The sequence below is a fragment of the Streptomyces sp. NPDC048481 genome (assembly GCF_043200075.1).
GTDB lineage: Bacteria > Actinomycetota > Actinomycetes > Streptomycetales > Streptomycetaceae > Streptomyces.
Window position 1 is genome coordinate 1,075,805 of record NZ_JBICXC010000001.1, and the last position, 22,689, is coordinate 1,098,493.

18 protein-coding genes are annotated in these 22,689 nt (G+C 71.2%); 16 read left to right on the forward strand and 2 right to left on the reverse strand.

All coding sequences use genetic code 11. The annotated features are described in order from the left end of the window. Positions 1 to 164 precede the first annotated feature (164 nt). The gene (locus ACGFSH_RS04570; protein ID WP_393344898.1) at positions 165 to 710 is read right to left on the reverse strand and encodes a beta-class carbonic anhydrase; all 546 of its coding nucleotides are present in this window, start codon (positions 708 to 710) and stop codon (positions 165 to 167) included. Positions 711 to 1,036: 326 nt separating this feature from the next. Here ACGFSH_RS04570 and rsmH point away from each other — a divergent pair, with 326 nt between their 5' ends. The 16 genes from rsmH (at position 1,037) to ACGFSH_RS04650 (ending at position 18,984) form a co-directional block, all read left to right on the forward strand. Continuing rightward, a complete protein-coding gene (rsmH, locus tag ACGFSH_RS04575; protein ID WP_393344900.1) occupies positions 1,037 to 1,993 on the forward strand; it encodes a 16S rRNA (cytosine(1402)-N(4))-methyltransferase RsmH in 957 nt (318 codons plus the stop codon). A gap of 44 nt (positions 1,994 to 2,037) precedes the next feature. Further along, positions 2,038 to 2,571, forward strand: coding sequence for a septum formation initiator family protein (locus tag ACGFSH_RS04580; RefSeq protein WP_393344902.1), 534 nt, complete (start codon positions 2,038 to 2,040; stop codon positions 2,569 to 2,571). 5 nt (positions 2,572 to 2,576) lie between these two features. Then, a complete protein-coding gene (locus tag ACGFSH_RS04585) occupies positions 2,577 to 4,538 on the forward strand; it encodes a peptidoglycan D,D-transpeptidase FtsI family protein (protein WP_393344903.1) in 1,962 nt (653 codons plus the stop codon). A gap of 126 nt (positions 4,539 to 4,664) precedes the next feature. Next, a complete protein-coding gene (locus ACGFSH_RS04590; RefSeq protein ID WP_393344905.1) occupies positions 4,665 to 6,335 on the forward strand; it encodes a UDP-N-acetylmuramoyl-L-alanyl-D-glutamate--2,6-diaminopimelate ligase in 1,671 nt (556 codons plus the stop codon). Between the two features lie 4 nt (positions 6,336 to 6,339). Next, the gene (gene murF, locus ACGFSH_RS04595; RefSeq protein ID WP_393344907.1) at positions 6,340 to 7,770 is read left to right on the forward strand and encodes a UDP-N-acetylmuramoyl-tripeptide--D-alanyl-D-alanine ligase; all 1,431 of its coding nucleotides are present in this window, start codon (positions 6,340 to 6,342) and stop codon (positions 7,768 to 7,770) included. Then, positions 7,767 to 8,840 carry a phospho-N-acetylmuramoyl-pentapeptide-transferase gene (gene mraY, locus ACGFSH_RS04600; protein WP_079662913.1) on the forward strand — a complete coding sequence of 358 codons (1,074 nt, stop codon included), beginning with the start codon at positions 7,767 to 7,769 and terminating at the stop codon, positions 8,838 to 8,840. Before murF ends, mraY begins: the two co-directional genes overlap by 4 nt. Next, positions 8,822 to 10,249 (forward strand): UDP-N-acetylmuramoyl-L-alanine--D-glutamate ligase, encoded by a 1,428-nt coding sequence (murD, locus tag ACGFSH_RS04605; protein ID WP_393344910.1) that lies wholly within the window; start codon positions 8,822 to 8,824, stop codon positions 10,247 to 10,249. The genes mraY and murD overlap by 19 nt, the downstream gene beginning before the upstream one ends. Before the next feature lie 90 nt (positions 10,250 to 10,339). Continuing rightward, entirely contained in the window at positions 10,340 to 11,704 is a 1,365-nt protein-coding gene (gene ftsW / locus ACGFSH_RS04610; protein WP_329408949.1) for a putative lipid II flippase FtsW, read from the forward strand. Positions 11,705 to 11,710: 6 nt separating this feature from the next. Next, complete coding sequence (murG, locus tag ACGFSH_RS04615; RefSeq protein WP_393344912.1) at positions 11,711 to 12,808, forward strand: undecaprenyldiphospho-muramoylpentapeptide beta-N-acetylglucosaminyltransferase; 1,098 nt, start codon at positions 11,711 to 11,713, stop codon at positions 12,806 to 12,808. A gap of 26 nt (positions 12,809 to 12,834) precedes the next feature. Further along, a complete protein-coding gene (locus tag ACGFSH_RS04620) occupies positions 12,835 to 13,629 on the forward strand; it encodes a cell division protein FtsQ/DivIB (protein ID WP_393344914.1) in 795 nt (264 codons plus the stop codon). Between the two features lie 277 nt (positions 13,630 to 13,906). Next, positions 13,907 to 15,103 carry a cell division protein FtsZ gene (gene ftsZ / locus ACGFSH_RS04625; RefSeq protein ID WP_256906829.1) on the forward strand — a complete coding sequence of 399 codons (1,197 nt, stop codon included), beginning with the start codon at positions 13,907 to 13,909 and terminating at the stop codon, positions 15,101 to 15,103. Continuing rightward, positions 15,100 to 15,828, forward strand: a complete 729-nt coding sequence (gene pgeF / locus ACGFSH_RS04630; protein ID WP_393344916.1) for a peptidoglycan editing factor PgeF — start codon at positions 15,100 to 15,102, stop codon at positions 15,826 to 15,828. The genes ftsZ and pgeF overlap by 4 nt, the downstream gene beginning before the upstream one ends. Positions 15,829 to 15,833: 5 nt before the next feature. Then, positions 15,834 to 16,553: a YggS family pyridoxal phosphate-dependent enzyme gene (locus ACGFSH_RS04635; protein ID WP_393344918.1), complete on the forward strand. Its 720-nt coding sequence runs from the start codon at positions 15,834 to 15,836 to the stop codon at positions 16,551 to 16,553. Between the two features lie 128 nt (positions 16,554 to 16,681). After that, complete coding sequence (locus tag ACGFSH_RS04640) at positions 16,682 to 17,323, forward strand: cell division protein SepF (protein WP_329408939.1); 642 nt, start codon at positions 16,682 to 16,684, stop codon at positions 17,321 to 17,323. A gap of 82 nt (positions 17,324 to 17,405) precedes the next feature. Then, the gene (locus ACGFSH_RS04645) at positions 17,406 to 17,690 is read left to right on the forward strand and encodes a YggT family protein (protein WP_020129925.1); all 285 of its coding nucleotides are present in this window, start codon (positions 17,406 to 17,408) and stop codon (positions 17,688 to 17,690) included. 52 nt (positions 17,691 to 17,742) lie between these two features. Then, positions 17,743 to 18,984 carry a DivIVA domain-containing protein gene (locus ACGFSH_RS04650; RefSeq protein WP_393344920.1) on the forward strand — a complete coding sequence of 414 codons (1,242 nt, stop codon included), beginning with the start codon at positions 17,743 to 17,745 and terminating at the stop codon, positions 18,982 to 18,984. Between the two features lie 199 nt (positions 18,985 to 19,183). Here ACGFSH_RS04650 and ileS read toward each other — a convergent pair whose 3' ends face one another. Beyond that, positions 19,184 to 22,327: an isoleucine--tRNA ligase gene (ileS, locus tag ACGFSH_RS04655; RefSeq protein ID WP_393344922.1), complete on the reverse strand. Its 3,144-nt coding sequence runs from the start codon at positions 22,325 to 22,327 to the stop codon at positions 19,184 to 19,186. Between the last annotated feature and the right edge of the window lie 362 nt (positions 22,328 to 22,689).

Below are 22,689 nucleotides of genomic sequence, written 5' to 3' on the forward strand. Positions count from 1 at the left end.
GATTCGTGTCACTCGCCTGTGGACAACTGTCCGCGATATGTCGGTTTTATGGGGATCCGGGTGCCCTGGAGGCGCGGATCAACAGCGAAACGACAGTGAACGGCCGAGCCCGTGACAGGTCGCACGGGCATCGGCGAGCGGCGGAGGAGGCCGGGCGCAGGAGGTCAGGCGGGGGCGATCTCGCGCAGCGAGCCCGTCCGCACGTCGAACACGAAGCCGCGCACGTCGTCGGTGTGCAGCAGGAACGGGGAGGTGCGCACCCGCTGCATCGACTGGCGGACGTCCTGGTCGACGTCGCGGAAGGCCTCCACCGCCCAGGCCGGACGCTGCCCGACCTCCATCTCCAGCTCGGTGCGGAAGTCCTCGGTGATCGCCTCCAGGCCACAGCCCGTGTGGTGGATCAGGACGATGCTGCGCGTGCCCAGCTTGCGCTGGCTGATGGTGAGCGAACGGATCACGTCGTCGGTGACCACGCCGCCGGCGTTGCGGATCGTGTGGCAGTCGCCGAGCTCCAGGCCGAGCGCCGCGTGCAGGTCGAGGCGGGCGTCCATGCAGGCCACGACCGCGACCTCCAGAACGGGGCGGGCGTCCATGCCGGGGTCGGTGAAGGCCGCGGCGTACCTCTCGTTCGCCGCCACGAGGCGGTCGGTCACAGCGCCGCCGTGTATGGCGCCTTCGGATTCGACGGGTACGGATGCGGAAGTCGTCATACTCATGACGGTACTGGTCACGGCTCTTCCGGTCTCGCTGTGGGTACGGAAAAAGAGCGTCATCACGCCCCTTTTGTGAGGTACGCCACAGCCGCCCGGACGTGGTGCGCGGCCCTGGGCCGCGCCGCGCAGGCCGGTTGATTGACCGCGAGACACCGTGGACTAAAGTGACGCGAAGCGGGAGGCGACGATCTCCCTGCTGGACTGAACCCCGAGAGACCCCGGCCCGGCCGCCGGAGATCTCCCCGCGGCGCCGGAGGGCCTTCCCTTCACCAGGGGGCGGGGACCCGGCGGTGCGTACCACCCGCCGCATCTGAGAGGGCCCCTTGAGCCACAGTCGACATGTCCCGGTGATGCTCCAGCGGTGCCTGGACCTGTTGGCCCCCGCCCTGGGGGAGCCCGGAGCGGTGGTCGTCGACTGCACGCTCGGCCTCGGCGGCCACAGCGAGGCCCTGCTGACGCGGTTCCCCGAGGCCCGGCTCGTCGCCCTGGACCGCGACAAGGAGGCACTGCGCCTGTCCGGCGAACGCCTCGCCCCCTTCGGCGACCGCGCCACCCTCGTGCACGCCGTATACGACGAGCTGCCCGAGGTGCTGGACCGGCTCGGGCACACGCGCGTGCAGGGCGTCCTGTTCGACCTCGGCGTCTCCTCCATGCAACTCGACGAGGCCGACCGCGGCTTCGCCTACGCCCAGGACGCCCCGCTCGACATGCGCATGGACCAGACGACCGGCGTCAGCGCCGCCGAGGTCCTCAACACCTACCCTCCCGGCGAACTCGTGCGGATCCTGCGGGCGTACGGCGAGGAGAAGCAGGCCAAGCGGATCGTCTCCGCCGTCGTGCGCGAGCGCGACAAGGAGCCGTTCACCAACAGCGCCCGGCTCGTCGAGCTGATCCGGGGCGCCCTTCCGCAGGCCGCCAAGCGCACCGGCGGCAACCCCGCCAAGCGCACCTTCCAGGCGCTGCGCATCGAGGTCAACGGCGAACTCTCCGTCCTGGAACGCGCGATCCCGGCGGCCGTCGAGACGCTCGCCGTGGGCGGAAGGATCGCCGTCCTGTCGTACCACTCCCTCGAAGACCGGCTGGTCAAGCAGGTGTTCGCGGCCGGAGCCGCCAACACCGCCCCGCCGGGACTGCCCGTCGTGCCCGAGCGCTACCAGCCGAGGCTCAAGCTGCTCACCCGTGGTGCCGAACTTCCCACCGAGGAAGAGATCGCCGAGAACCGGCGCGCCGCACCGGCGCGGCTGCGCGGGGCGGAGCGGATCAGGGAGTCCATCGAATGACGGGCGTGAGCCGAGGGTGGCGCGTTCCACCCGGGGGAGGGCGAGTGAGCGGGAGACCCGAACTGAAGGGGAAGGCCGCCCGGTTGGCCCGGCTCCTCCCGGCAGGCCCGCGCCAGGCGGCCCGCACCCCGTTCGTCCTCCTCGTCGTGCTGCTCCTCGGCGGCGGCCTCATCGGACTGCTCGTGCTGAACTCCGCGCTCAGCGAGGGCTCGTTCAAGATGGACGACCTGCGCAAGGACACCAAGAGCCTCACCGACGAGGAGCAAGCGCTCCAGCGCGACATCGACTCCTACTCCGCCCCGGACGCCCTCCAGCGCCGGGCACGCGAACTGGGCATGGTCCCGGGCGGCGACCCGGCCTTCCTCAACCCCGACGGCACCGTGAAGGGCGTCCCCTCGCCCGCGGACCGGCAGTCCGCGCAGGAGGCCCCCGCCGTCCGGCCCCCCGAGGCCCTGCTGTCGTCCCAGACGATCGGGTCGCCGCCCTCGCCGGCCCCGAGCGGCGCCCCGCTCGCTGCGCCGGCGCGGGGCGCGGCCCCCGAGCCGACCGCAACCACCCCCGAGACCCCCGGCAGGTGACGGAAGTGTCCGACAGGGAACCGCCGCGCCGGCGGGTGCCCGGCCCCGCCCGGCCCTCCCGCCCCGCGTCCGCCCAGCGGCGCCCGGGTCCCGGCGGCCGTCCGGTCCGCCGCCCGGCCGCCGCCCGCCCCGCGGCCCCGCGCGTCATCCGGCTCGGCAGCCCCCGGCCCCGGCTGCGCATGGTCGGCCTCGCGCTGACGCTGGTGCTCCTCGCCTTCGTCTTCCGCCTTCTGCAGGTGCAGGCCGTCGACGCGAGCAGCTACACCGCCAAGGCCGAGCAGAACCGGTACGTCGGCCAGGTGCTGGCCGCCGAGCGCGGCGAGATCACCGACCGCGCCGGTGTGGCCTTCGCGACCAGTGAGGACGCCTACGACATCACGGCCGACCCCACGATGTTCGCCCGCGAGAAGCTCAAGGTCGACGACGGCCCCGAGCAGGCCGCCGCCCTCCTCTCGCCCATCCTCGGCCAGGACCAGGCCGCGCTGGTCAGGAAACTGCGGCCCAAGAACCCCGACCTGCGCTACGTCAAGCTCGCCGGCCGGCAGACCCCGCAGGTCTGGAAGCAGATCAGGGACCTGAGGTCCGCGCTCTCCGCCAAGTCGGCGACGGACCCTGGCACGGTCAACGTCCTGGGCGGGGTGTTCTCCGTGCCCAGCAGCAAGCGGGTGTACCCCAACGGCGACCTGGCCGCCGGGATACTGGGCTGGGTCAACGCCGACGGCAGGGGCGGCGGCGGCATCGAGCAGCAGCTGAACGCCACCCTGGCCGGCAAGGACGGCAAGATCCGCTACGCCCAGTCCGGCGGCCGCCAGGTGCCCACCGCGGGCTCCACCGAGACCCCGGCGGTGCCGGGCTCCGACGTCGAGCTGACGATCGACCGCGACATCCAGTGGGCCGCGCAGAACGCCATCGCCGACCAGGTCGAGCAGTCGAAGGCGGACCGCGGCTACGTGATAGTGCAGGACACGCGCACCGGCGAGATCCTCGCGATGGCCAACTCGCCCGGCTTCGACCCCAACGACCTCTCCAAGGCCCGCGCCGCCGACCTCGGCAACCCGTCCGTCCAGGACGCCTTCGAGCCCGGCTCCACCGCCAAGGTGATGTCGATGGCCGCGGTGCTGGAGGAGAACGCCGCCACCCCGCTGACCCACGTCACCGTGCCCAACCGGCTGCACCGCGGCGACCGCCTGTTCCAGGACGACGTCGACCACGCCACCTGGTACCTCACGCTCAACGGCGTGCTCGCCAAGTCCAGCAACATCGGCACCATCCTGGCCACCGGCCAGCTCGGCAAGACCCAGGCCCAGGCCAACCGGGTCCTGTACTCCTACCTGCGCAAGTTCGGGATCGGCGGCCCCACCGGGCTCGGCTTCCCCGGCGAGACCAGGGGCATCCTCGCCGCGCCCGGCAAGTGGTCGACGTCGCAGCAGTACACGATCCCGTTCGGCCAGGGCATGTCGCTCAGCGCGCTCCAGGCGGCCTCGGTGTACTCGACGATCGCCAACGGCGGGGTCCGCGTCGAGCCCACCCTGGTGCGCGGCGCGAGGGGGCCGGACGGTCGCTTCACTCCCGCCCGGACGCCCGCCAAGTCCCGGGTCGTCAGCCAGAAGACGGCGAAGACCCTCGCCCAGATGCTGGAGTCGGTCGTGGACGACGAGCAGGGAACGGGTGCCAAGGCGCGCATCCCCGGCTACCGCGTCGCGGGCAAGACGGGCACCGCCAACCGCGTGGATCCGGCCACCGGCACCTACAAGGGGTACACCTCGTCGTTCGCCGGGTTCGCGCCCGCCGACAACCCCCGGATCACCGTGTACTGCGCGATCCAGAACGCCACCGAGGGCAGCTACTTCGGCGGCCAGATCTGCGGTCCCGTCTTCAAGCAGGTCATGGAGTTCGCCCTGAAGACCCTCCAGGTCCCGCCGACCGGGGCGAAGGCCGCGAACCTCCCGGTCTCCTTCACTCCCTGACCGGACCGCGCCGGTCCCGGGCCGCCCGCCGCGGGCCGCCCGGGACGCGCCCCCCGCCCCGCCCCCCGCCCGCCCACGACCACCGCCCGCCACTGTTCAGCGCCGAACAAGCCAGGAACCGAGCCCGTGACCATGATCACTCCCGACCCCGGGAAACCCGCACCGCCCGAGTCCCCCGCCGCGCCCTCGCTTCGCCCCCGGGCGGGTGCGCCCGGTACGCTCACCGCCGTGCCACACGCTGATCAGTCCCAAACCACCCAGAAGGCCGCTTCCGTGACATATCCGGGACCGCCGCGACCGGCCCAGGTCTCCGCCACACCCCTAGCGGACCTCGCCGATCAGCTGGGCGCCGCGCAGCCGGAGAACGCCGCCGTCGAGATCACGGGCATCACCCATGACTCGCGCGCGGTCCGTCCCGGCGACCTGTACGCCGCCCTCCCGGGGGCCCGCCTGCACGGCGCCGACTTCGCCACCCAGGCCGCGAGCCTGGGCGCGGCCGCCGTGCTGACCGATCCGGCCGGCGCCGAACGCGTCGTCGCCACCGGGCTGCCCGCCCTGGTCGTCGACGACCCGCGCGGGTCGATGGGCGAGCTGGCGGCCACGATCTACGGGCGTCCCGGCCGCGGCCTGCTCCAGATCGGCATCACCGGCACCTCGGGCAAGACGACCACCGCGTACCTCGTCGAGGGCGGCCTGAAATCGGTCAGGTCCACCGGGCTCATCGGCACCGTGGAGATGCGCATCGGCGACGAGCGCATCAAGTCCGAGCGCACCACCCCCGAGGCCACCGACCTTCAGGCCCTGTTCGCCGTCATGCGCGAGCGCGGCGTGGAGGCCGTCGCCATGGAGGTGTCCAGCCACGCCCTGGTGCTCGGCCGGGTCGACGGCTGCGTCTTCGACATCGCCGTCTTCAACAACCTCAGCCCGGAGCACATGGAGTTCCACTCCGGCATGGAGGACTACTTCCGGGCCAAGGCGCAGCTGTTCACCCGGAAACGCAGCAAACTCGGCGTGGTCAACTTCGACGACGCGTACGGCCGCCGGCTGATCGAGGAGGCGGAGGTCCCGGTCGTCACCTTCTCCGCCGAGGGCCACCCGGACGCCGACTGGCGCGCGGTCGACGTCGAGATCGGCCCGATGGACTCGACGTTCGCCGTGGTGGGCCCGGGCGGGGCGCGGGCGTCCGCCAGGTCGCCGCTGCCCGGCTCCTTCAATGTGGCGAACACCCTCGCCGCGATCGTCTCCCTCGCCGCCGCGGGCATCGACCCGCAGACCGCCGCCGACGGCGTCGCCGCTGTGCCGGGCGTGCCGGGCCGGCTGGAGCGGGTGGACGCCGGACAGCCCTACCTGGCGGTCGTCGACTACGCCCACAAGACGGACGCGGTGGAGTCGGTGCTGCGGGCGCTGCGCAAGGTCACCAAGGGGCGCCTGCACGTCGTCCTCGGCTGCGGCGGGGACCGGGACCGCACCAAGCGGGGCCCGATGGGCGCCGCCGCCGCCCGGCTCGCCGACACCGCCGTGCTGACCTCCGACAACCCCCGCTCCGAGGATCCGCTCGCGATCCTCGCGACCATGCTCGAAGGCGCGGCGTCCGTGCCCGCCCACGAACGCGGCGAGGTCCTGCTGTTCGAGGACCGGGCCGCCGCCATCGCCGCGGTCGTGGCCCGCGCGCACGCCGGGGACACCGTGCTGGTCGCGGGCAAGGGCCATGAGCAGGGCCAGGACATCGCCGGCGTCGTCCGACCGTTCGACGACCGCCAGGTGCTTCGCGAAGCTATCCAGCAGACCCAGGGATGAACTTGTGATCGCCCTCTCCCTCGCCGAGATCGCAGCAGTCGTCGGCGGGCAGACGCACGACATACCGGATCCGTCCGTGCGGATCACCGGACCGGTCGTCCGGGACTCCCGTGAAGTGGAGCCCGGCAGCCTCTTCGTCGCCTTCGTCGGCGAACGCGTGGACGGCCACGACTACGCGGCCCAGGTCGTCGAGGCGGGCGCGGCGGCCGTGCTGGCCTCGCGGCCCGTCGGCGTCCCCGCGATCGTCGTGGACGACGTCCAGGCCGCGCTCGGCGCCCTCGCCCGGCACGTCGTGCACACGCTCGGCGCGACCCTCGTCGGTCTCACCGGCTCGGCCGGCAAGACCAGCACCAAGGACCTCATCGCCCAGGTGCTCCGGCGCAAGGCGCCGACCGTGTTCACGCCCGGCTCGCTCAACAACGAGATCGGACTGCCGCTTACGGCGCTGTCGGCCACCGAGGAGACCCGCTTCCTCGTGCTGGAGATGGGGGCCCGCGGCATCGGGCACATCCGCTACCTCACCGGACTGACGCCCCCGCGGATCGGCCTCGTGCTCAACGTCGGCACCGCCCACATCGGCGAGTTCGGCGGCCGCGAACAGATCGCACAGGCAAAGGGCGAACTGGTCGAGTCCCTTCCGCCGGCGAGCGAGGGCGGCGTCGCGGTCCTCAACGCCGACGACCCCGCGGTCCGCGCCATGGCCTCCCGTACACAGGCGAAGGTGGTCCTTTTCGGAGAGTCCGGCGAAGCGGACGTTCGGGCCGAGAACGTGCGACTCACGGACAGCGGACAGCCCGCCTTCAGTCTTCGCACACCCTCCGGGTGCAGCGATGTGACCATGCGCCTGTACGGTGAGCATCACGTGTCGAACGCGCTCGCCGCGGCCGCCGTCGCCCATGAGCTGGGCATGTCCGCGCAAGAGATCGCCACCGCGCTCTCCGAGGCGGGCTCCCTCTCCCGTTGGCGTATGGAGGTCACCGAGCGCCCGGACGGCGTGACGATCGTCAACGACGCCTACAACGCGAACCCCGAGTCCATGCGAGCCGCCCTGCGCGCGCTCGCGGCAATGGGCAAAGCCTCACAGGCGACGGGGGGCCGGACCTGGGCGGTGCTCGGCAAGATGGCCGAGCTCGGGGACGAGGCGCTCGCCGAGCACGACGCGGTCGGACGGCTCGCCGTCCGGCTCAATGTCGGCAAGCTCGTCGCGGTCGGGGGCAGGGAAGCCGCCTGGCTGCAACTGGGCGCATACAACGAGGGTTCGTGGGGTGAGGAGTCGGTGCACGTGTCCGACGCACAGGCGGCTGTCGACCTGTTGCGCAGCGAGTTGCGCCCGGGGGACGTCGTGCTCGTGAAGGCGTCCCGTTCGGTCGGCCTCGAGAGCGTCGCGCAGGCGCTGCTCGCGACCGGCACCGAGGGTGAGGTCGCCGCCCGATGATGAATCAGATCCTGTTCGCGGGTGTGATCGGCCTCTTCCTGACGCTGGTCGGAACGCCGCTGCTGATCAAGCTGCTGGCGCGCAAGGGCTACGGCCAGTACATCCGCGACGACGGCCCGCGCGAGCACGCCAGCAAGCGCGGTACGCCGACCATGGGCGGCATCGCCTTCATCCTCGCGACGGTCGCCGCGTACTTCCTGTCCAAGGTGATCACCGGCAAGCCGCCGACCTACTCCGGTCTGCTGGTGCTGGGCCTGATGTGCGGCATGGGCCTGGTCGGCTTCCTCGACGACTACATCAAGATCGTCAAGCGTCGTTCGCTGGGTCTGCGGGCCAAGGCGAAGATGGCCGGCCAGCTGATCGTCGGCATCGCCTTCGCGGTGCTGTCGCTGCAGTTCTCCGACAACCGGGGCAACACGCCCGCCTCCACCAAGCTGTCGTTCATCACGGACTTCGGCTGGACGATCGGCCCCGTGCTGTTCGTGGTCTGGGCGCTGTTCATGATCCTCGCGATGTCCAACGGCGTGAACCTGACGGACGGCCTGGACGGCCTCGCCACCGGCGCCTCCGTCCTGGTCTTCGGCGCCTACACCTTCATCGGCGTCTGGCAGTTCCAGGAGTCCTGCGCCAACGGCGAGACGCTGACCAACCCCAGCGCCTGCTACGAGGTGCGCGATCCGCTGGACCTCGCGGTCATCGCCTCGGCGCTGATGGGCGCCTGCCTGGGCTTCCTGTGGTGGAACACCTCGCCGGCCAAGATCTTCATGGGCGACACCGGTTCGCTGGCGCTCGGCGGCGTGCTCGCCGGTCTGGCGATCTGCTCCCGCACCGAGCTGCTGATCGCCCTCCTGGGCGGCCTGTTCGTGCTGATCACCATGTCGGTGGTCATCCAGGTCGGCTCCTTCAAGCTCACCGGCAAGCGGGTCTTCCGCATGGCGCCACTTCAGCACCACTTCGAACTCAAGGGCTGGTCCGAGGTCCTGGTCGTGGTCCGTTTCTGGATCATCCAGGGCATCTGTGTGATCGTCGGACTGGGCCTCTTCTACGCGGGATGGGCAGCGGACAAGTGACCGACTGGCAGGGGAAGAACGTCACCGTCGCGGGACTCGGCGTCTCCGGCGTACCGGCGGCCAAGGTGCTGCACGGGCTCGGCGCACACGTCACCGTCGTCAACGACGGCGACGACGCCCGCGCGCGGGAGCAGGCCGCCGAACTCCGGGCGCTGGGCGTGACCGTGCGCCTCGGTGACGGGGACACCCTGCCCGACGGCGCCGAACTCGTCGTCACCGCACCCGGCTGGAAGCCGGACAAGCCGCTGTTCACGGCGGCGCGCGAGGCCGGCGTTCCGGTCTGGGGCGACGTCGAACTCGCCTGGCGGATCAGGGGGCTGGACGGCAGGCCGGCCGCCCCCTGGCTCTGCGTCACCGGCACCAACGGCAAGACCACCACCACCCGGATGCTGGCCTGCATCCTGGAGGCCGCCGGACTGCGCACGGCCGCCGTCGGCAACATCGGCGTCTCCCTGCTGGACGCGGTGACCGGCGACGAGCAGTACGACGTCCTCGCCGTCGAACTCTCCAGCTACCAGCTGCACTGGGCGCCCTCGCTGCGCGCCCACTCCGCCGCCGTCCTCAACCTCGCCCCCGACCACCTCGACTGGCACGGCTCGATGGAGGCGTACGCCAAGGACAAGGGGCGCGTCTACGAGGGCAATCAGGTCGCCTGCGTCTACAACGTCGCCGACCGGGCCACCGAGGACCTGGTGCGCGAGGCGGATGTCGAGGAGGGCTGCCGGGCCGTCGGCTTCACCCTGGGCGCGCCCGCCCCGTCCCAACTCGGCGTGGTGGACGGCATCCTGGTCGACCGCGCCTTCGTCGAGAACCGGCAGAAGAACGCCCAGGAACTCGCCGAGGTCAAGGACGTCGACCCGCCCGCCCCGCACAACATCGCCAACGCCCTCGCCGCGGCGGCCCTCGCGCGCGCCTTCGGGGTGCCCGCCAAGGCCGTCCGGGACGGCCTGCGGGCCTTCACCCCGGACGCCCACCGCATCGCCCACGTGGCCGACGTGGACGGCGTCGCCTACGTCGACGACTCCAAGGCCACCAACACCCACGCCGCGCAGGCCTCGTTGGCGTCCTACCCGTCGATCGTCTGGATCGCCGGCGGACTCGCCAAGGGCGCGACCTTCGACGAACTCGTCGCCGAGTCCGCCCCGCGCCTGCGCGCCGTCGTCCTCATGGGCGCCGACCGCGCCCTGATCCGCGAAGCCCTGGCGCGACACGCCCCGGAAGTACCCGTCGTCGACCTCGACCGGACCGACACTGGGGCGATGCTCGCGGCTGTCCGGGAGGCCCGCCGCCTCGCCGTCGCAGGCGACACGGTGCTCCTCGCCCCGGCCTGCGCCTCGATGGACATGTTCGTCAACTACAACCAGCGCGGTGACGCGTTCGCACAGGCCGTCCGCGAACTCGGCGCCTGACCCGGCCGCCTGCCGGGCGACCTTGGGAGGGACGCGTGGGAACGTCACGGCCGACGTACAGCGGACGGCTCGGCGGGTACGGAGCGGAAGATGCCCGGTAGCCGAACCGGGCGTCCGCCCGTCCAGCGGACCGTCCGCCGACCCGCCGCCCCCTCCCGGTCCGGCCGCGACAACCCCCTGCGACGGCTCCACACGCGCCTCAGGAAGGCCTGGGACCGGCCGCTGACGGCCTACTACCTGATCTTCGGCGGCAGCCTGCTGATCACCGTGCTGGGCCTCGTGATGGTCTACTCGGCCTCCCAGATCACCGCGTTGCAGATGTCGCTGCCCGGCTCGTTCTTCTTCCGCAAGCAGTTCCTGGCCGCCTCCATCGGCGCCGTGCTGCTGCTCGTCGCGTCGCGGATGCCGGTCAAGCTGCACCGCGGGCTCGCCTACCCGATCCTCGCGGGCGCCGTCTTCCTCATGGCGCTGGTGCAGGTGCCGGGGATAGGGATGTCGGTCAACGGCAACCAGAACTGGATCTCGCTCGGCGGCTCCTTCCAGATCCAGCCCAGCGAGTTCGGCAAGCTCGCGCTGGTCCTGTGGAGCGCCGACCTCCTCGCCCGCAAACAGGAGCGGAACCTGCTCGCGCAGTGGAAGCACATGCTGGTGCCGCTGGTGCCGGTCGCGTTCATGCTGCTCGGGCTGATCATGCTGGGCGGCGACATGGGCACGGCGATCATCCTGACGGCGATCCTGTTCGGCCTGCTGTGGCTCGCGGGGGCGCCCACCCGGCTCTTCGTCGGGGTCCTGTCGATCGCCGCCACCCTCGGCGTGATCCTCATCAAGACCAGCCCGAACCGCATGGCCCGCCTTCAGTGCATCGGCGCCACCGACCCCGGCCCCGGCGACGCCTGCTGGCAGGCCGTGCACGGGATCTACGCCCTGGCCTCCGGCGGGATCTTCGGCTCCGGACTCGGTGCGAGTGTGGAGAAATGGGGCCAACTCCCCGAGGCGCACACCGACTTCATCTTCGCCATCACCGGCGAGGAACTGGGTCTGGCGGGGACGCTGTCGGTGCTCGCCCTGTTCGCGGCTCTAGGCTATGCGGGTATCCGCGTGGCCGGACGCACGGAGGACCCCTTCGTGAGGTACGCCGCGGGAGGTGTGACCACCTGGATCACCGCTCAGGCGGTGATCAACATCGGTGCGGTGCTCGGCCTGCTGCCGATCGCCGGCGTCCCCCTCCCGCTGTTCTCCTACGGGGGCTCCGCCCTGCTTCCGACCATGTTCGCCATCGGGTTGCTGATCGCCTTCGCACGCGACGAGCCCGCTGCGCGGGCGGCGCTTGCGATGCGGCACCCCCGCTTTGGTAGAAAGCGGGGGTCGGGGGGCTCGGCGTTCGACCGAAGCCCCCGGAGATGGAACACGATGCGACGGCGTGCCTCGGCGGCGCGCCCGTCCGGAGAGCGGTGAATTTCGGTGCATGTCGTACTCGCCGGCGGGGGGACCGCCGGCCACATCGAGCCCGCGCTCGCCCTCGCGGACGCCCTGCGCAGGCAGGACCCCGGTGTGGGGATCACGGCCCTGGGCACGGAGCGCGGCCTGGAGACCACGCTCGTCCCGCAGCGGGGCTACGAGCTCGCGCTGATTCCCGCCGTTCCGCTGCCGCGCAAGCCCACCCCTGAACTGATCACCGTCCCGGGCCGGCTGCGCGGCACGATCAAGGCCGCCGAGCAGATCCTGGAGCGCACCAAGGCGGACGCCGTCGTCGGCTTCGGCGGGTACGTGGCCCTGCCCGGCTACCTCGCCGCCAAGCGCCTCGGCGTGCCGATCGTCGTCCACGAGGCCAACGCCCGCCCCGGCCTGGCCAACAAGATCGGTTCGCGCTACGCGGCCCGGGTCGCCGTCTCGACGCCCGACAGCAAGCTGCGCGACGCCCGCTACATCGGCATCCCGCTGCGCCGCTCCATCGCCACTCTGGACCGCGCCGCGGCCCGCCCCGAGGCCCGGCACATGTTCGGCCTCGACCCCAACCTGCCGACCCTGCTGGTCTCGGGCGGTTCGCAGGGCGCGCGCCGCCTCAACGAGGTCGTCCAGCAGGTGGCGCCGTGGCTCCAGCAGGCCGGCATCCAGATCCTGCACGCGGTCGGCCCGAAGAACGAACTGCCGCACGTGCAGCAGATGCCGGGGATGCCCCCGTACATCCCGGTACCGTACGTCGAGCGCATGGACCTCGCGTACGCCGCCGCCGACATGATGCTCTGCCGGGCGGGCGCGATGACCGTCGCCGAGCTCTCCGCCGTCGGGCTCCCGGCCGCCTACGTCCCGCTGCCCATCGGCAACGGCGAACAGCGGCTGAACGCCCAGCCGGTGGTCAAGGCGGGCGGCGGACTGCTGGTCGACGACGCGGAACTGACTCCCGACTGGGTCCGGGAGAACGTCCTGCCCGTCCTCGCCGACCCGCACCGGCTGTACGAGATGTCCCGCGCGGCCGGTGAGTTCGGCCGCCGTGACGCCGACGACCTGCTCGTCGGCATGGTGTACGAGGCGATCGCCGCCTCTCGCGCACACCGCTAGGCACGTCCGACGAAAGGGCAGGGAGCGTGGCCGGACCAGACACCGCCGAGCGCGGTGCACGCCAGCGGGAGTCCTCCGGCCCGCCCCTCGCCCGGCGACGGATGACGCGTCGACTTCGTACGATCATCATCCTGGCGTGCGCCGTCGTGCTCCTCGGCGCCGGCGCCGTCTGGGCGTTGTACGGCTCGCAGTGGCTGCGGGTGCGCAGCGTCGGCGTCTCGGGCACGGCGGTGCTCACGCCCCAGCAGGTGCGCGAGGCCGCCGACGTGCCGGTCGGGGCGCCGTTGGTCTCCGTCGACACCGGCGCGATCGAGGCGCGGCTGCGCAGGGAACTGCCCCGGATCGACTCGGTCGACGTGGTGCGTTCCTGGCCCCACGGAATCGACCTGGAAGTGACCGAACGCACTCCGGTGCTGCTGGTGCGAAAGGGGGCGAAATTCGTGGAAGTCGACGACGAGGGAGTCCGTTTCGCCACGGTTTCCGAAGCCCCCGCCGGGGTGCCCCTTCTCGAAACGGTCCTTTCCTCCTCGCGTTCGGCCGCGGCGAGCCTGCGCCGCTTCGGCGCGGAGCGACTGGTGCGCGAGGCGGTCACGGCCGCCCGTTCCCTCCCGTCCGCCGTCGCGCGGGAGACCCGCGTCGTCAAGGTCCGCTCCTACGACGACATCTCGCTGGACCTGGGGCGCGGCCGCACGGTCGCCTGGGGAAGCGCCGAGAACGGCGCCGCGAAGGGCCGCGCGCTGACCGCTCTCATGAAAGCCGCCCCGGGTGCGCGGCACTTCGACGTGAGTGCTCCCACCGCCCCTGCGTCATCGGGGAGTTGACGCACATCAGCGCAGGCCAGCACCCTGGTTGGGCAGTGACACGGCTGATCACATAGGGTGAAAAGAAAAACGGGAGGTTCGGCGTGTTCGTTGAACGGGCGCCACTTGTCGACTTAGTGTCCTGTTCAGAAGACTTCAAGGAACGGACACACTGGTAACCCTAAACTTCAGCGTTAGGGTTCGGGTCGGCGAAACGGACCGTCCCATTCGGCATCAGTCGTCGCATCGCACCACCTGCGAGCCGACGACACGTAACTCGAGGCGAGAGGCCTTCGACGTGGCAGCACCGCAGAACTACCTCGCAGTCATCAAAGTCATCGGTGTCGGCGGCGGTGGTGTCAATGCCATCAACCGGATGATCGAGGTCGGTCTCAAGGGCGTCGAGTTCATCGCCATCAACACCGACGCGCAGGCGCTGTTGATGAGCGACGCCGACGTCAAGCTCGACGTCGGCCGCGAACTCACCCGCGGACTCGGCGCCGGCGCCAACCCGGCCGTCGGCCGCAAGGCCGCAGAGGACCACCGCGAGGAGATCGAGGAGGTCCTCAAGGGGGCCGACATGGTCTTCGTGACGGCCGGCGAGGGCGGCGGCACCGGCACCGGCGGCGCGCCCGTCGTGGCCAACATCGCGCGCAACCTCGGCGCCCTCACCATCGGCGTGGTCACCCGCCCCTTCACCTTCGAGGGCCGGCGACGCGCCAACCAGGCCGAGGACGGCATCGCCGAACTCCGCGAAGAGGTCGACACCCTCATCGTCATCCCCAACGACCGGCTGCTGTCCATCTCGGACCGCCAGGTCTCGGTCCTGGACGCGTTCAAGTCGGCCGACCAGGTCCTGCTCTCCGGTGTCCAGGGCATCACCGACCTCATCACCACCCCCGGCCTGATCAACCTCGACTTCGCCGACGTCAAGTCGGTCATGTCCGAGGCCGGCTCGGCCCTCATGGGCATCGGCTCGGCCCGCGGGGACGACCGCGCGGTGGCCGCCGCCGAGATGGCGATCTCCTCGCCCCTGCTCGAGGCCTCCATCGACGGCGCCCGCGGCGTGCTGCTCTCCATCTCCGGCGGCTCCGACCTCGGCCTGTTCGAGATCAACGAGGCCGCCCAGCTGGTCAGCGAGGCCGCCCACCCCGAGGCCAACATCATCTTCGGCGCGGTCATCGACGACGCGCTCGGCGACGAGGTCCGGGTCACCGTGATCGCGGCCGGCTTCGACGGGGGCCAGCCCCCGGCCCGCCGGGAGACCGTCATGGGCTCGTCCTCGTCCTCGGCCCGCCGGGAGGAGCCCACCCCCGTACGGCAGCCCGAGAGCCGTCCGTCGTTCGGCTCGCTCGGCAGCGTCACGCCGAAGGAGGAGCCGGAGCCGGCCCCCGAGCCCGCGGCCGACCTCTCGGTCTCCCCGCCGGTGCCGCCGTCGCGGACCTACACGGACAGCGCGGCCGAGGAACTGGACGTGCCGGACTTCCTGAAGTGATAGGACAGCGCGAGAGCGTGAGCGGCGCGCACTTCGCCTTCACCGACCGGTGGGGCGGGGTGAGCGCCGCTCCGTATGAGCAGCTCAACCTCGGCGGAGCGGTCGGCGACGACCCCGACGCCGTGCGGACCAACCGCGGACTGGCGGCCGCGTCGCTCGGGCTGGACCCGGCCCGGGTCGTCTGGATGAACCAGGTGCACGGCAATGAGGTGGCCGAGGTCGCCGGTCCGTGGACCACCGCGGACGTCCCCGCGGTCGACGCACTGGTGACCGCGGCCCGTGGACTCGCCCTCGCCGTGCTGACGGCGGACTGCGTGCCGGTGCTGCTGGCCGACCCGGTCGCCGGGGTGGTCGCCGCGGCCCACGCCGGACGGCCGGGCATGGTCGCCGGGATCGTCCCCGCCGCCGTCGACGCCATGAAGCGGCTCGGCGCCGACCCCGCCCGGATCGTGGCCCGCACCGGACCCGCCGTGTGCGGCCGGTGTTACGAGGTGCCGCAGGCGATGCGCGCCGAGGTGGCCGCCGTCGAGCCGGCGGCGCACGCCGAGACGGGCTGGGGCACTCCCGCGCTCGACGTGAGCGCCGGCGTGCACGCGCAGCTCGACCGGCTCGGGGTGCACGACCGGGAGTCCTCGCCCGTGTGCACACGGGAGTCGGACGACCACTTCTCGTACCGCCGCGATCGCGCCACGGGGCGACTCGCGGGATATGTCTGGCTGGACTGATGCACATGACGGACCGTGAGGACGAACTCGCCGCGAATCTGGCGAAGGTGCGCGAGCGCATCGCCGCCGCGTGCGCGGCCGCCGGGCGCGCGCCGCAGGACGTGACCCTGATCGTGGTCACCAAGACCTACCCGGCGAGCGACGTGCGGATCCTGTCCGGGCTCGGCGTGCGGCACGTCGCCGAGAACAAGGACCAGGACGCGGCGCCCAAGGCGGCCGAGTGCTCCGACCTGCCGCTCAGCTGGCACTTCGTGGGACAGTTGCAGACCAACAAGGTGCGCTCCGTGGTGGGTTACGCGGACGTGGTGCAGTCCGTGGACCGCGCCAGGCTGGTGACGGCCCTGTCGAAGGAGGCCGTGCGGGCCGGCCGCGAGGTGGGCTGCCTCGTCCAGGTCGCCCTGGACGCGGGGTCGAGCGAGCGGGGCGAGCGCGGGGGCGTGGGCCCGGGCGGCGTCGCGGAGTTGGCGGACCTGATCGCCGGCTCACCGGGGCTGCGGATCGACGGACTGATGACCGTCGCACCTCTGACCGGGGAGTACGCGGGGCGCCAACGGGCGGCGTTCGGGCGGTTGATGGATTTGTCGACTGACCTGCGCCGAGCCCATCCTGCTGCGAACATGGTGTCCGCAGGGATGAGTGCGGACCTCGAGGAGGCCGTGGCGGCCGGAGCGACACATGTACGCGTCGGCACCGCGGTACTCGGAGTCCGCGCCGGGCTCGGGTAACGTCGCCAGGAAGTCGGACCACAGTAGAAAATATGGTCATTACCGCCGAAAGGCGGACAGAAGGGCCACGTGGATCGCGGGACTTGGCAGTCGGAAGTCGATCCACCACAGAGCGGAGGACTCAGAGCATGGCCGGCGCGATGCGCAAGATGGCGGTCTACCTCGGCCTCGTGGAGGACGATGGGTACGACGGCCGGGGATTCGACCCCGACGACGACTTCGAACCCGAGCTCGACCCGGAACCCGAACGGGATCACCGGCGGCACGAGCCGTCCCACCAGTCACACGGAGCGCATCAGTCCCAAAGGGACGAAGAGGTGCGAATCGTGCAGCCGCCCGCTCCGCGTGAGCCGGCGGCCCGTTCCGCTTCGCTCCCCGCGGAATCCGGACGTCCGGCGCGTATCGCGCCCGTGGCATCCATCACACAAGAACGTCAGTCCCTGGAGAAGAACGCACCGGTGATCATGCCCAAGGTCGTGTCCGAACGAGAGCCTTACCGGATCACCACGCTTCACCCCCGGACCTACAACGAGGCCCGTACCATCGGGGAACACTTCCGTGAGGGCACCCCGGTGATCATGAATCTGACTGAGATGGATGACACAGACGCGAAGCGACTTGTCGACTTTGCGGCCGGTTTGGTGTTTGGTCTTCACGGCAGCATCGAGCGGGTGACGCAGAAGGTGTTCCTGTTGTCGCCTGCTAACGTCGATGTCACGGCGGAGGACAAGGCCCGCATCGCAGAGGGCGGGTTCTTCAACCAGAGCTGAGACGCACGACCGGAACAAGCAGTACAGAGCAGCACCAAGCAGTACAGATCGGCACAGAGCAGGGGAGAGGGAAGCACCGAACATGAGCGTGGTCCTGGATGTCGTCTACATCGCGCTGATGGTCTTCCTCATCGTGCTCATCTTCCGGTTGGTCATGGACTACGTCTTCCAGTTCGCCCGCTCATGGCAGCCCGGCAAGGCGATGGTGGTCGTTCTGGAGGCCACTTACACTGTCACCGATCCACCGCTCAAGCTTCTGCGGCGGGTCATCCCGCCGTTGCGTCTCGGGGGCGTGGCGCTCGACCTGTCCTTCTTCGTACTGATGATCATCGTCTACATCCTGATCTCGATCGTGAGCCGGCTGTGAGCGATGTGAACTACCGTCTTGCCGATGCCGACGACTACGTTGAGGTGAAGAGATGCCGTTGACCCCCGAGGACGTGCGGAACAAGCAGTTCACGACCGTCCGCCTCCGAGAAGGCTATGACGAGGACGAGGTCGATGCCTTCCTCGATGAGGTCGAAGCCGAACTGACGCGCCTGCTCCGCGAGAACGAGGACCTGCGCGCCAAACTGGCCGCGGCCACGCGCGCTGCCGCCCAGAACCAGCAGAACATGCGCAAGCCCCCCGAGCAGGACCAGCAGCAGGGCGGCATGCCCCAGCAGGGTGGTATGCAGCAGGGCGGCATGCAGCAAGGCGGCATGCAGCAGGGCGGTATGCAGCAGGGCGGCATGCCCCAGCAGGGGATGCCTCCGCAGGGGATGCCGCAGCAGGGCATGCGAGGTCCGGGCGCTCCGGTGCCCGCCGGCATATCTGGCCCGCCGCAGCAGCAGATGGGCGGCCCCATGGGCGGCCCGCCCCAGCTGCCGAGCGGTGCCCCGCAGCTGCCCGCCGGTCCCGGCGGACAGGGTGGCCCGCAGGGTCCCGGCCCGATGGGCCAGGGTCCGATGGGTCAGGGTGGCCCCATGGGCCAGGGCATGGGCGGCCAGCCCCCCATGCAGCAGATGGGCGGTCCGATGGGCGGCCCCATGGGCGGTCCGATGGGCGGCCCCGGTCAGGGTCCCGGTGGCGACAGCGCCGCGCGTGTCCTCTCGCTGGCCCAGCAGACCGCCGACCAGGCGATCGCCGAGGCCCGTTCCGAGGCCAACAAGATCGTCGGCGAGGCGCGTTCGCGTGCCGAGGGTCTCGAGCGCGACGCCCGTGCCAAGGCCGACGCCCTGGAGCGGGACGCGCAGGAGAAGCACCGCGTCGCGATGGGCTCCCTGGAGTCCGCCCGCGCCACGCTGGAGCGCAAGGTCGAGGACCTGCGCGGCTTCGAGCGCGAGTACCGCACGCGTCTGAAGTCGTACCTCGAGTCCCAGCTGCGCCAGCTGGAGACCCAGGCCGACGACTCGCTCGCTCCGCCGCGCACCCCGGCCACGGCTTCCCTGCCGCCGTCCCCGGCGCCCTCGATGGCTCCGGCCGGCGCCGGCGCCCCGTCGTACGGCGGCAACCCGGGCATGGGCGCTCCCAGCCCGGCCGCCCCGTCCTACGGCGGTCAGCAGCAGATGTCCCCGGCCATGACTCAGCCGATGGCTCCGGTACGTCCGCAGGGTCCCTCCCCGATGGGCCAGGCTCCCTCGCCGATGCGCGGCTTCCTCATCGACGAGGACGACAACTGACGGCCAGTAGTACGCCTTAGGCGTCGGCAGCGTTCAAAAGGGGCGGGGCCCCGGATCACGATCCGGGGCCCCGCCCCTTTTACGCGTGTTGACGTACCTGTCGACTACGGCGGACGGCGCCCGCGCCCGCATCGCGTCCCTGCGCCGGCACGACGAAGGGCCCGGCCCCCCCGAGGGGAGCCGGGCCCTTCGTGCGGCCTCAGGCCTTGCGCAGGCGGAACGTGAGGGTCAGGGCCTCGTCCGTGAACGGGGCGCCGAAGGAGTCGTCCGCCTCGCCCTGGGCGAAGTCCGTGGCGAGGACCTCGTCGGCGATGAGACCGGCGTGCCCGGACAGGGCGTCGGCCGTGGCCGGGTCACCGGCGCTCCAGCGCAGCGCGATGCGGTCGGCCACGTCGAGGCCGCTGTTCTTGCGGGCCTCCTGGATCAGCCGGATCGCGTCACGGGCCAGGCCCGCGCGGCGCAGCTCCTCGGTGATCTCCAAGTCGAGGGCGACCGTGGCGCCGGAGTCGGAGGCGACCGACCAGCCCTCGCGCGGGGTCTCGGTGATGATCACCTCGTCGGGGGCCAGCGTGATCGTCTCGCCGTCGACCTCGACGGACGCCGTGCCCTCGCGCAGGGCGAGGGAGAGCGCGGCCGCGTCGGCGTTCGCGACCGCCTTGGCCACGTCCTGGACGCGCTTGCCGAACCGCTTGCCCAGCGCGCGGAAGTTGGCCTTGGCGGTGGTGTCGACCAGCGAGCCGCCCACCTCGGAAAGCGAGGCCAGCGACTCGACGTTCAGCTCCTCCGTGATCTGCGCGTGCAGTTCGGGGGAGAGGGCGTCGAACCCGGCGGCGGCCACCAGTGCGCGGCGCAGCGGCTGGCGCGTCTTCACGCCCGACTCCGCGCGCGTGGCGCGGCCCAGCTCCACCAGACGGCGGACCAGGACCAACTGCCTGGACAGCTCCGGGTCGATCGCCGAGAGGTCCGCCTCGGGCCAGGACGACAGGTGCACCGACTCCGGGGCGCCGGGAGTCACCGGCACGACCAGGTCCTGCCAGACCCGCTCGGTGATGAACGGGGTCAGCGGCGCCATCAGCCTGGTGACCGTTTCGACGACCTCGTGCAGGGTGCGCAGCGCCGCCTTGTCGCCCTGCCAGAAGCGGCGGCGGGAGCGGCGGACGTACCAGTTGGACAGGTCGTCGACGAAGGCGGAGAGCAGCTTGCCGGCGCGCTGGGTGTCGTAGGCCTCCAGCGACTGCGTCACCTGGTCGGTGAGGGCGTGCAGCTCGGACAGCAGCCAGCGGTCGAGCAGCGGGCGCTCGGCCGGGGCCGGGTCGGCCCCGCTGGGCGCCCAGCCCGACGTACGGGCGTACAGGGCCTGGAAGGCGACCGTGTTCCAGTACGTCAGGAGCGTCTTGCGGACGACCTCCTGGATGGTGCCGTGGCCGACCCGGCGGGCCGCCCACGGGGAGCCGCCGGCCGCCATGAACCAGCGGACCGCGTCGGCGCCGTGCTGGTCCATCAGCGGGATCGGCTGGAGGATGTTGCCCAGGTGCTTGGACATCTTGCGGCCGTCCTCGGCGAGGATGTGACCGAGGCAGACGACGTTCTCGTAGCTGGACTTGTCGAAGACGAGCGTGCCGACCGCCATCAGCGTGTAGAACCAGCCGCGGGTCTGGTCGATGGCCTCGCTGATGAACTGGGCCGGGTAGCGGGACTCGAACAGTTCCTTGTTCTTGTACGGGTAGCCCCACTGCGCGAACGGCATCGATCCCGAGTCGTACCAGGCGTCGATGACCTCCGGCACGCGTGTGGCCGTCGCGCCGCAGCCCTCGTGCGGGCAGGCGAAGGTGACGGCGTCGATGAACGGGCGGTGCGGGTCCAGCTCCGACTGGTCCGTGCCGGTCAGCTCGGTGAGCTCCGCGCGCGAGCCGACGACGGTGAGGTGGTCGTCCTCGCAGCGCCAGACGGGCAGCGGGGTGCCCCAGTAGCGGCTGCGGGACAGCGCCCAGTCGATGTTGTTGTTCAGCCAGTCGCCGAACCGGCCGTGCTTGACGGTGTCGGGGAACCAGTTGGTCTTCTCGTTCTCCGCCAGCAGACGGTCCTTGACGGCCGTCGTGCGGATGTACCAGGAGGGCTGCGCGTAGTACAGCAGCGCGGTGTGGCAGCGCCAGCAGTGCGGGTAGCTGTGCTCGTAGGGGATGTGCTTGAACAGCAGGCCGCGCTGCTGGAGGTCCTCGGTGAGCTTTTCGTCCGCCTTCTTGAAGAAGACGCCGCCGACCATCGGGACGGACTCCTCGAAGGTGCCGTCCGGGCGGACCGGGTTCACCACGGGCAGACCGTAGGAGCGGCAGACCTTGAGGTCGTCCTCGCCGAAGGCGGGGGACTGGTGGACCAGACCGGTGCCGTCCTCGGTGGTGACGTACTCGGCGTTGACGACGTAGTGCGCCTCGGCCGGGAACTCCACGAGCTCGAACGGACGTTGATAGGTCCAGCGCTCCATTTCGGCGCCGGTGAAGGTCTGCCCGGTGGTCTCCCAGCCCTCGCCGAGCGCCTTGGCGAGCAGCGGCTCGGCGACGACGAGCTTCTCCTCGCCGTCGGTGGCGACGACGTAGGTGACCTCCGGGTGCGCGGCCACGGCCGTGTTGGACACCAGGGTCCAGGGGGTCGTCGTCCACACCAGGAGCGCTGCCTGGCCGGCGAGCGGACCGGAGGTGAGCGGGAAACGGACGTACACGGACGGGTCGACGACCGTCTCGTAGCCCTGGGCCAGCTCGTGGTCGGACAGGCCGGTGCCGCAGCGGGGGCACCAGGGGGCGACGCGGTGGTCCTGGACCAGCAGGCCCTTGTTGAAGATCTCCTTCAGCGACCACCAGACGGACTCGATGTACTCGGGGTCCATCGTGACGTAGGCGTCGTCGAGGTCGACCCAGTAGCCCATGCGGGTCGTCAGGTCGGAGAAGGCGTCGGTGTGCCGCAGGACGGACTCGCGGCACCGGGCGTTGAAGTCGGCGATGCCGTACGCCTCGATGTCCTTCTTGCCGCTGAAGCCGAGTTCCTTCTCGACCGCCAGCTCCACCGGGAGCCCGTGGCAGTCCCAGCCGGCCTTGCGGGCCACGTGGTAGCCGCGCATGGTGCGGAAGCGGGGGAAGACGTCCTTGAAGACGCGCGCCTCGATGTGGTGGGCGCCCGGCATGCCGTTCGCGGTGGGCGGGCCCTCGTAGAAGACCCACTCGGGGCGGCCCTCGGACTGCTCCAGGCTCTTGGCGAAGATCTTCTGCTCGCGCCAGAAGTCGAGCACCGCGTGCTCGAGGGCGGGCAGGTCGACCTGGGCGGGCACCTGGCGGTACTGCGGCGTTGTCATCTGCGAGCTTCCTCCGGCGGACGTGCTGCCTTCCGTCGGAGGGACGAGAGCCTTCTTGCCTGTCTACGCCGTGTGCGGCGCGCTCCCGCGGTACCACCCTCCTTGGCCCGCCGGGGCGTCCTGCGCTCCGGTGAGCCCTCTCATTGGGGTCGCGATGCCGGTTCTACCAACCCCTGCGGGGTCTTCTTCCGGCGGCTCCGGGGTGATCTTCACGTCGCGCTCGCCCCCGGGCTCCCACCGTCCCCGGGTCGCTCTGGGCTGCGTACGCCGCTACTCGTCCCCATCCACGCTTCTCGCTGCGCCCAGTGTACGGCGCGACGACGACAGCGGCCGACCGGTTTGCGGCGGCCCCGGGCGCGACG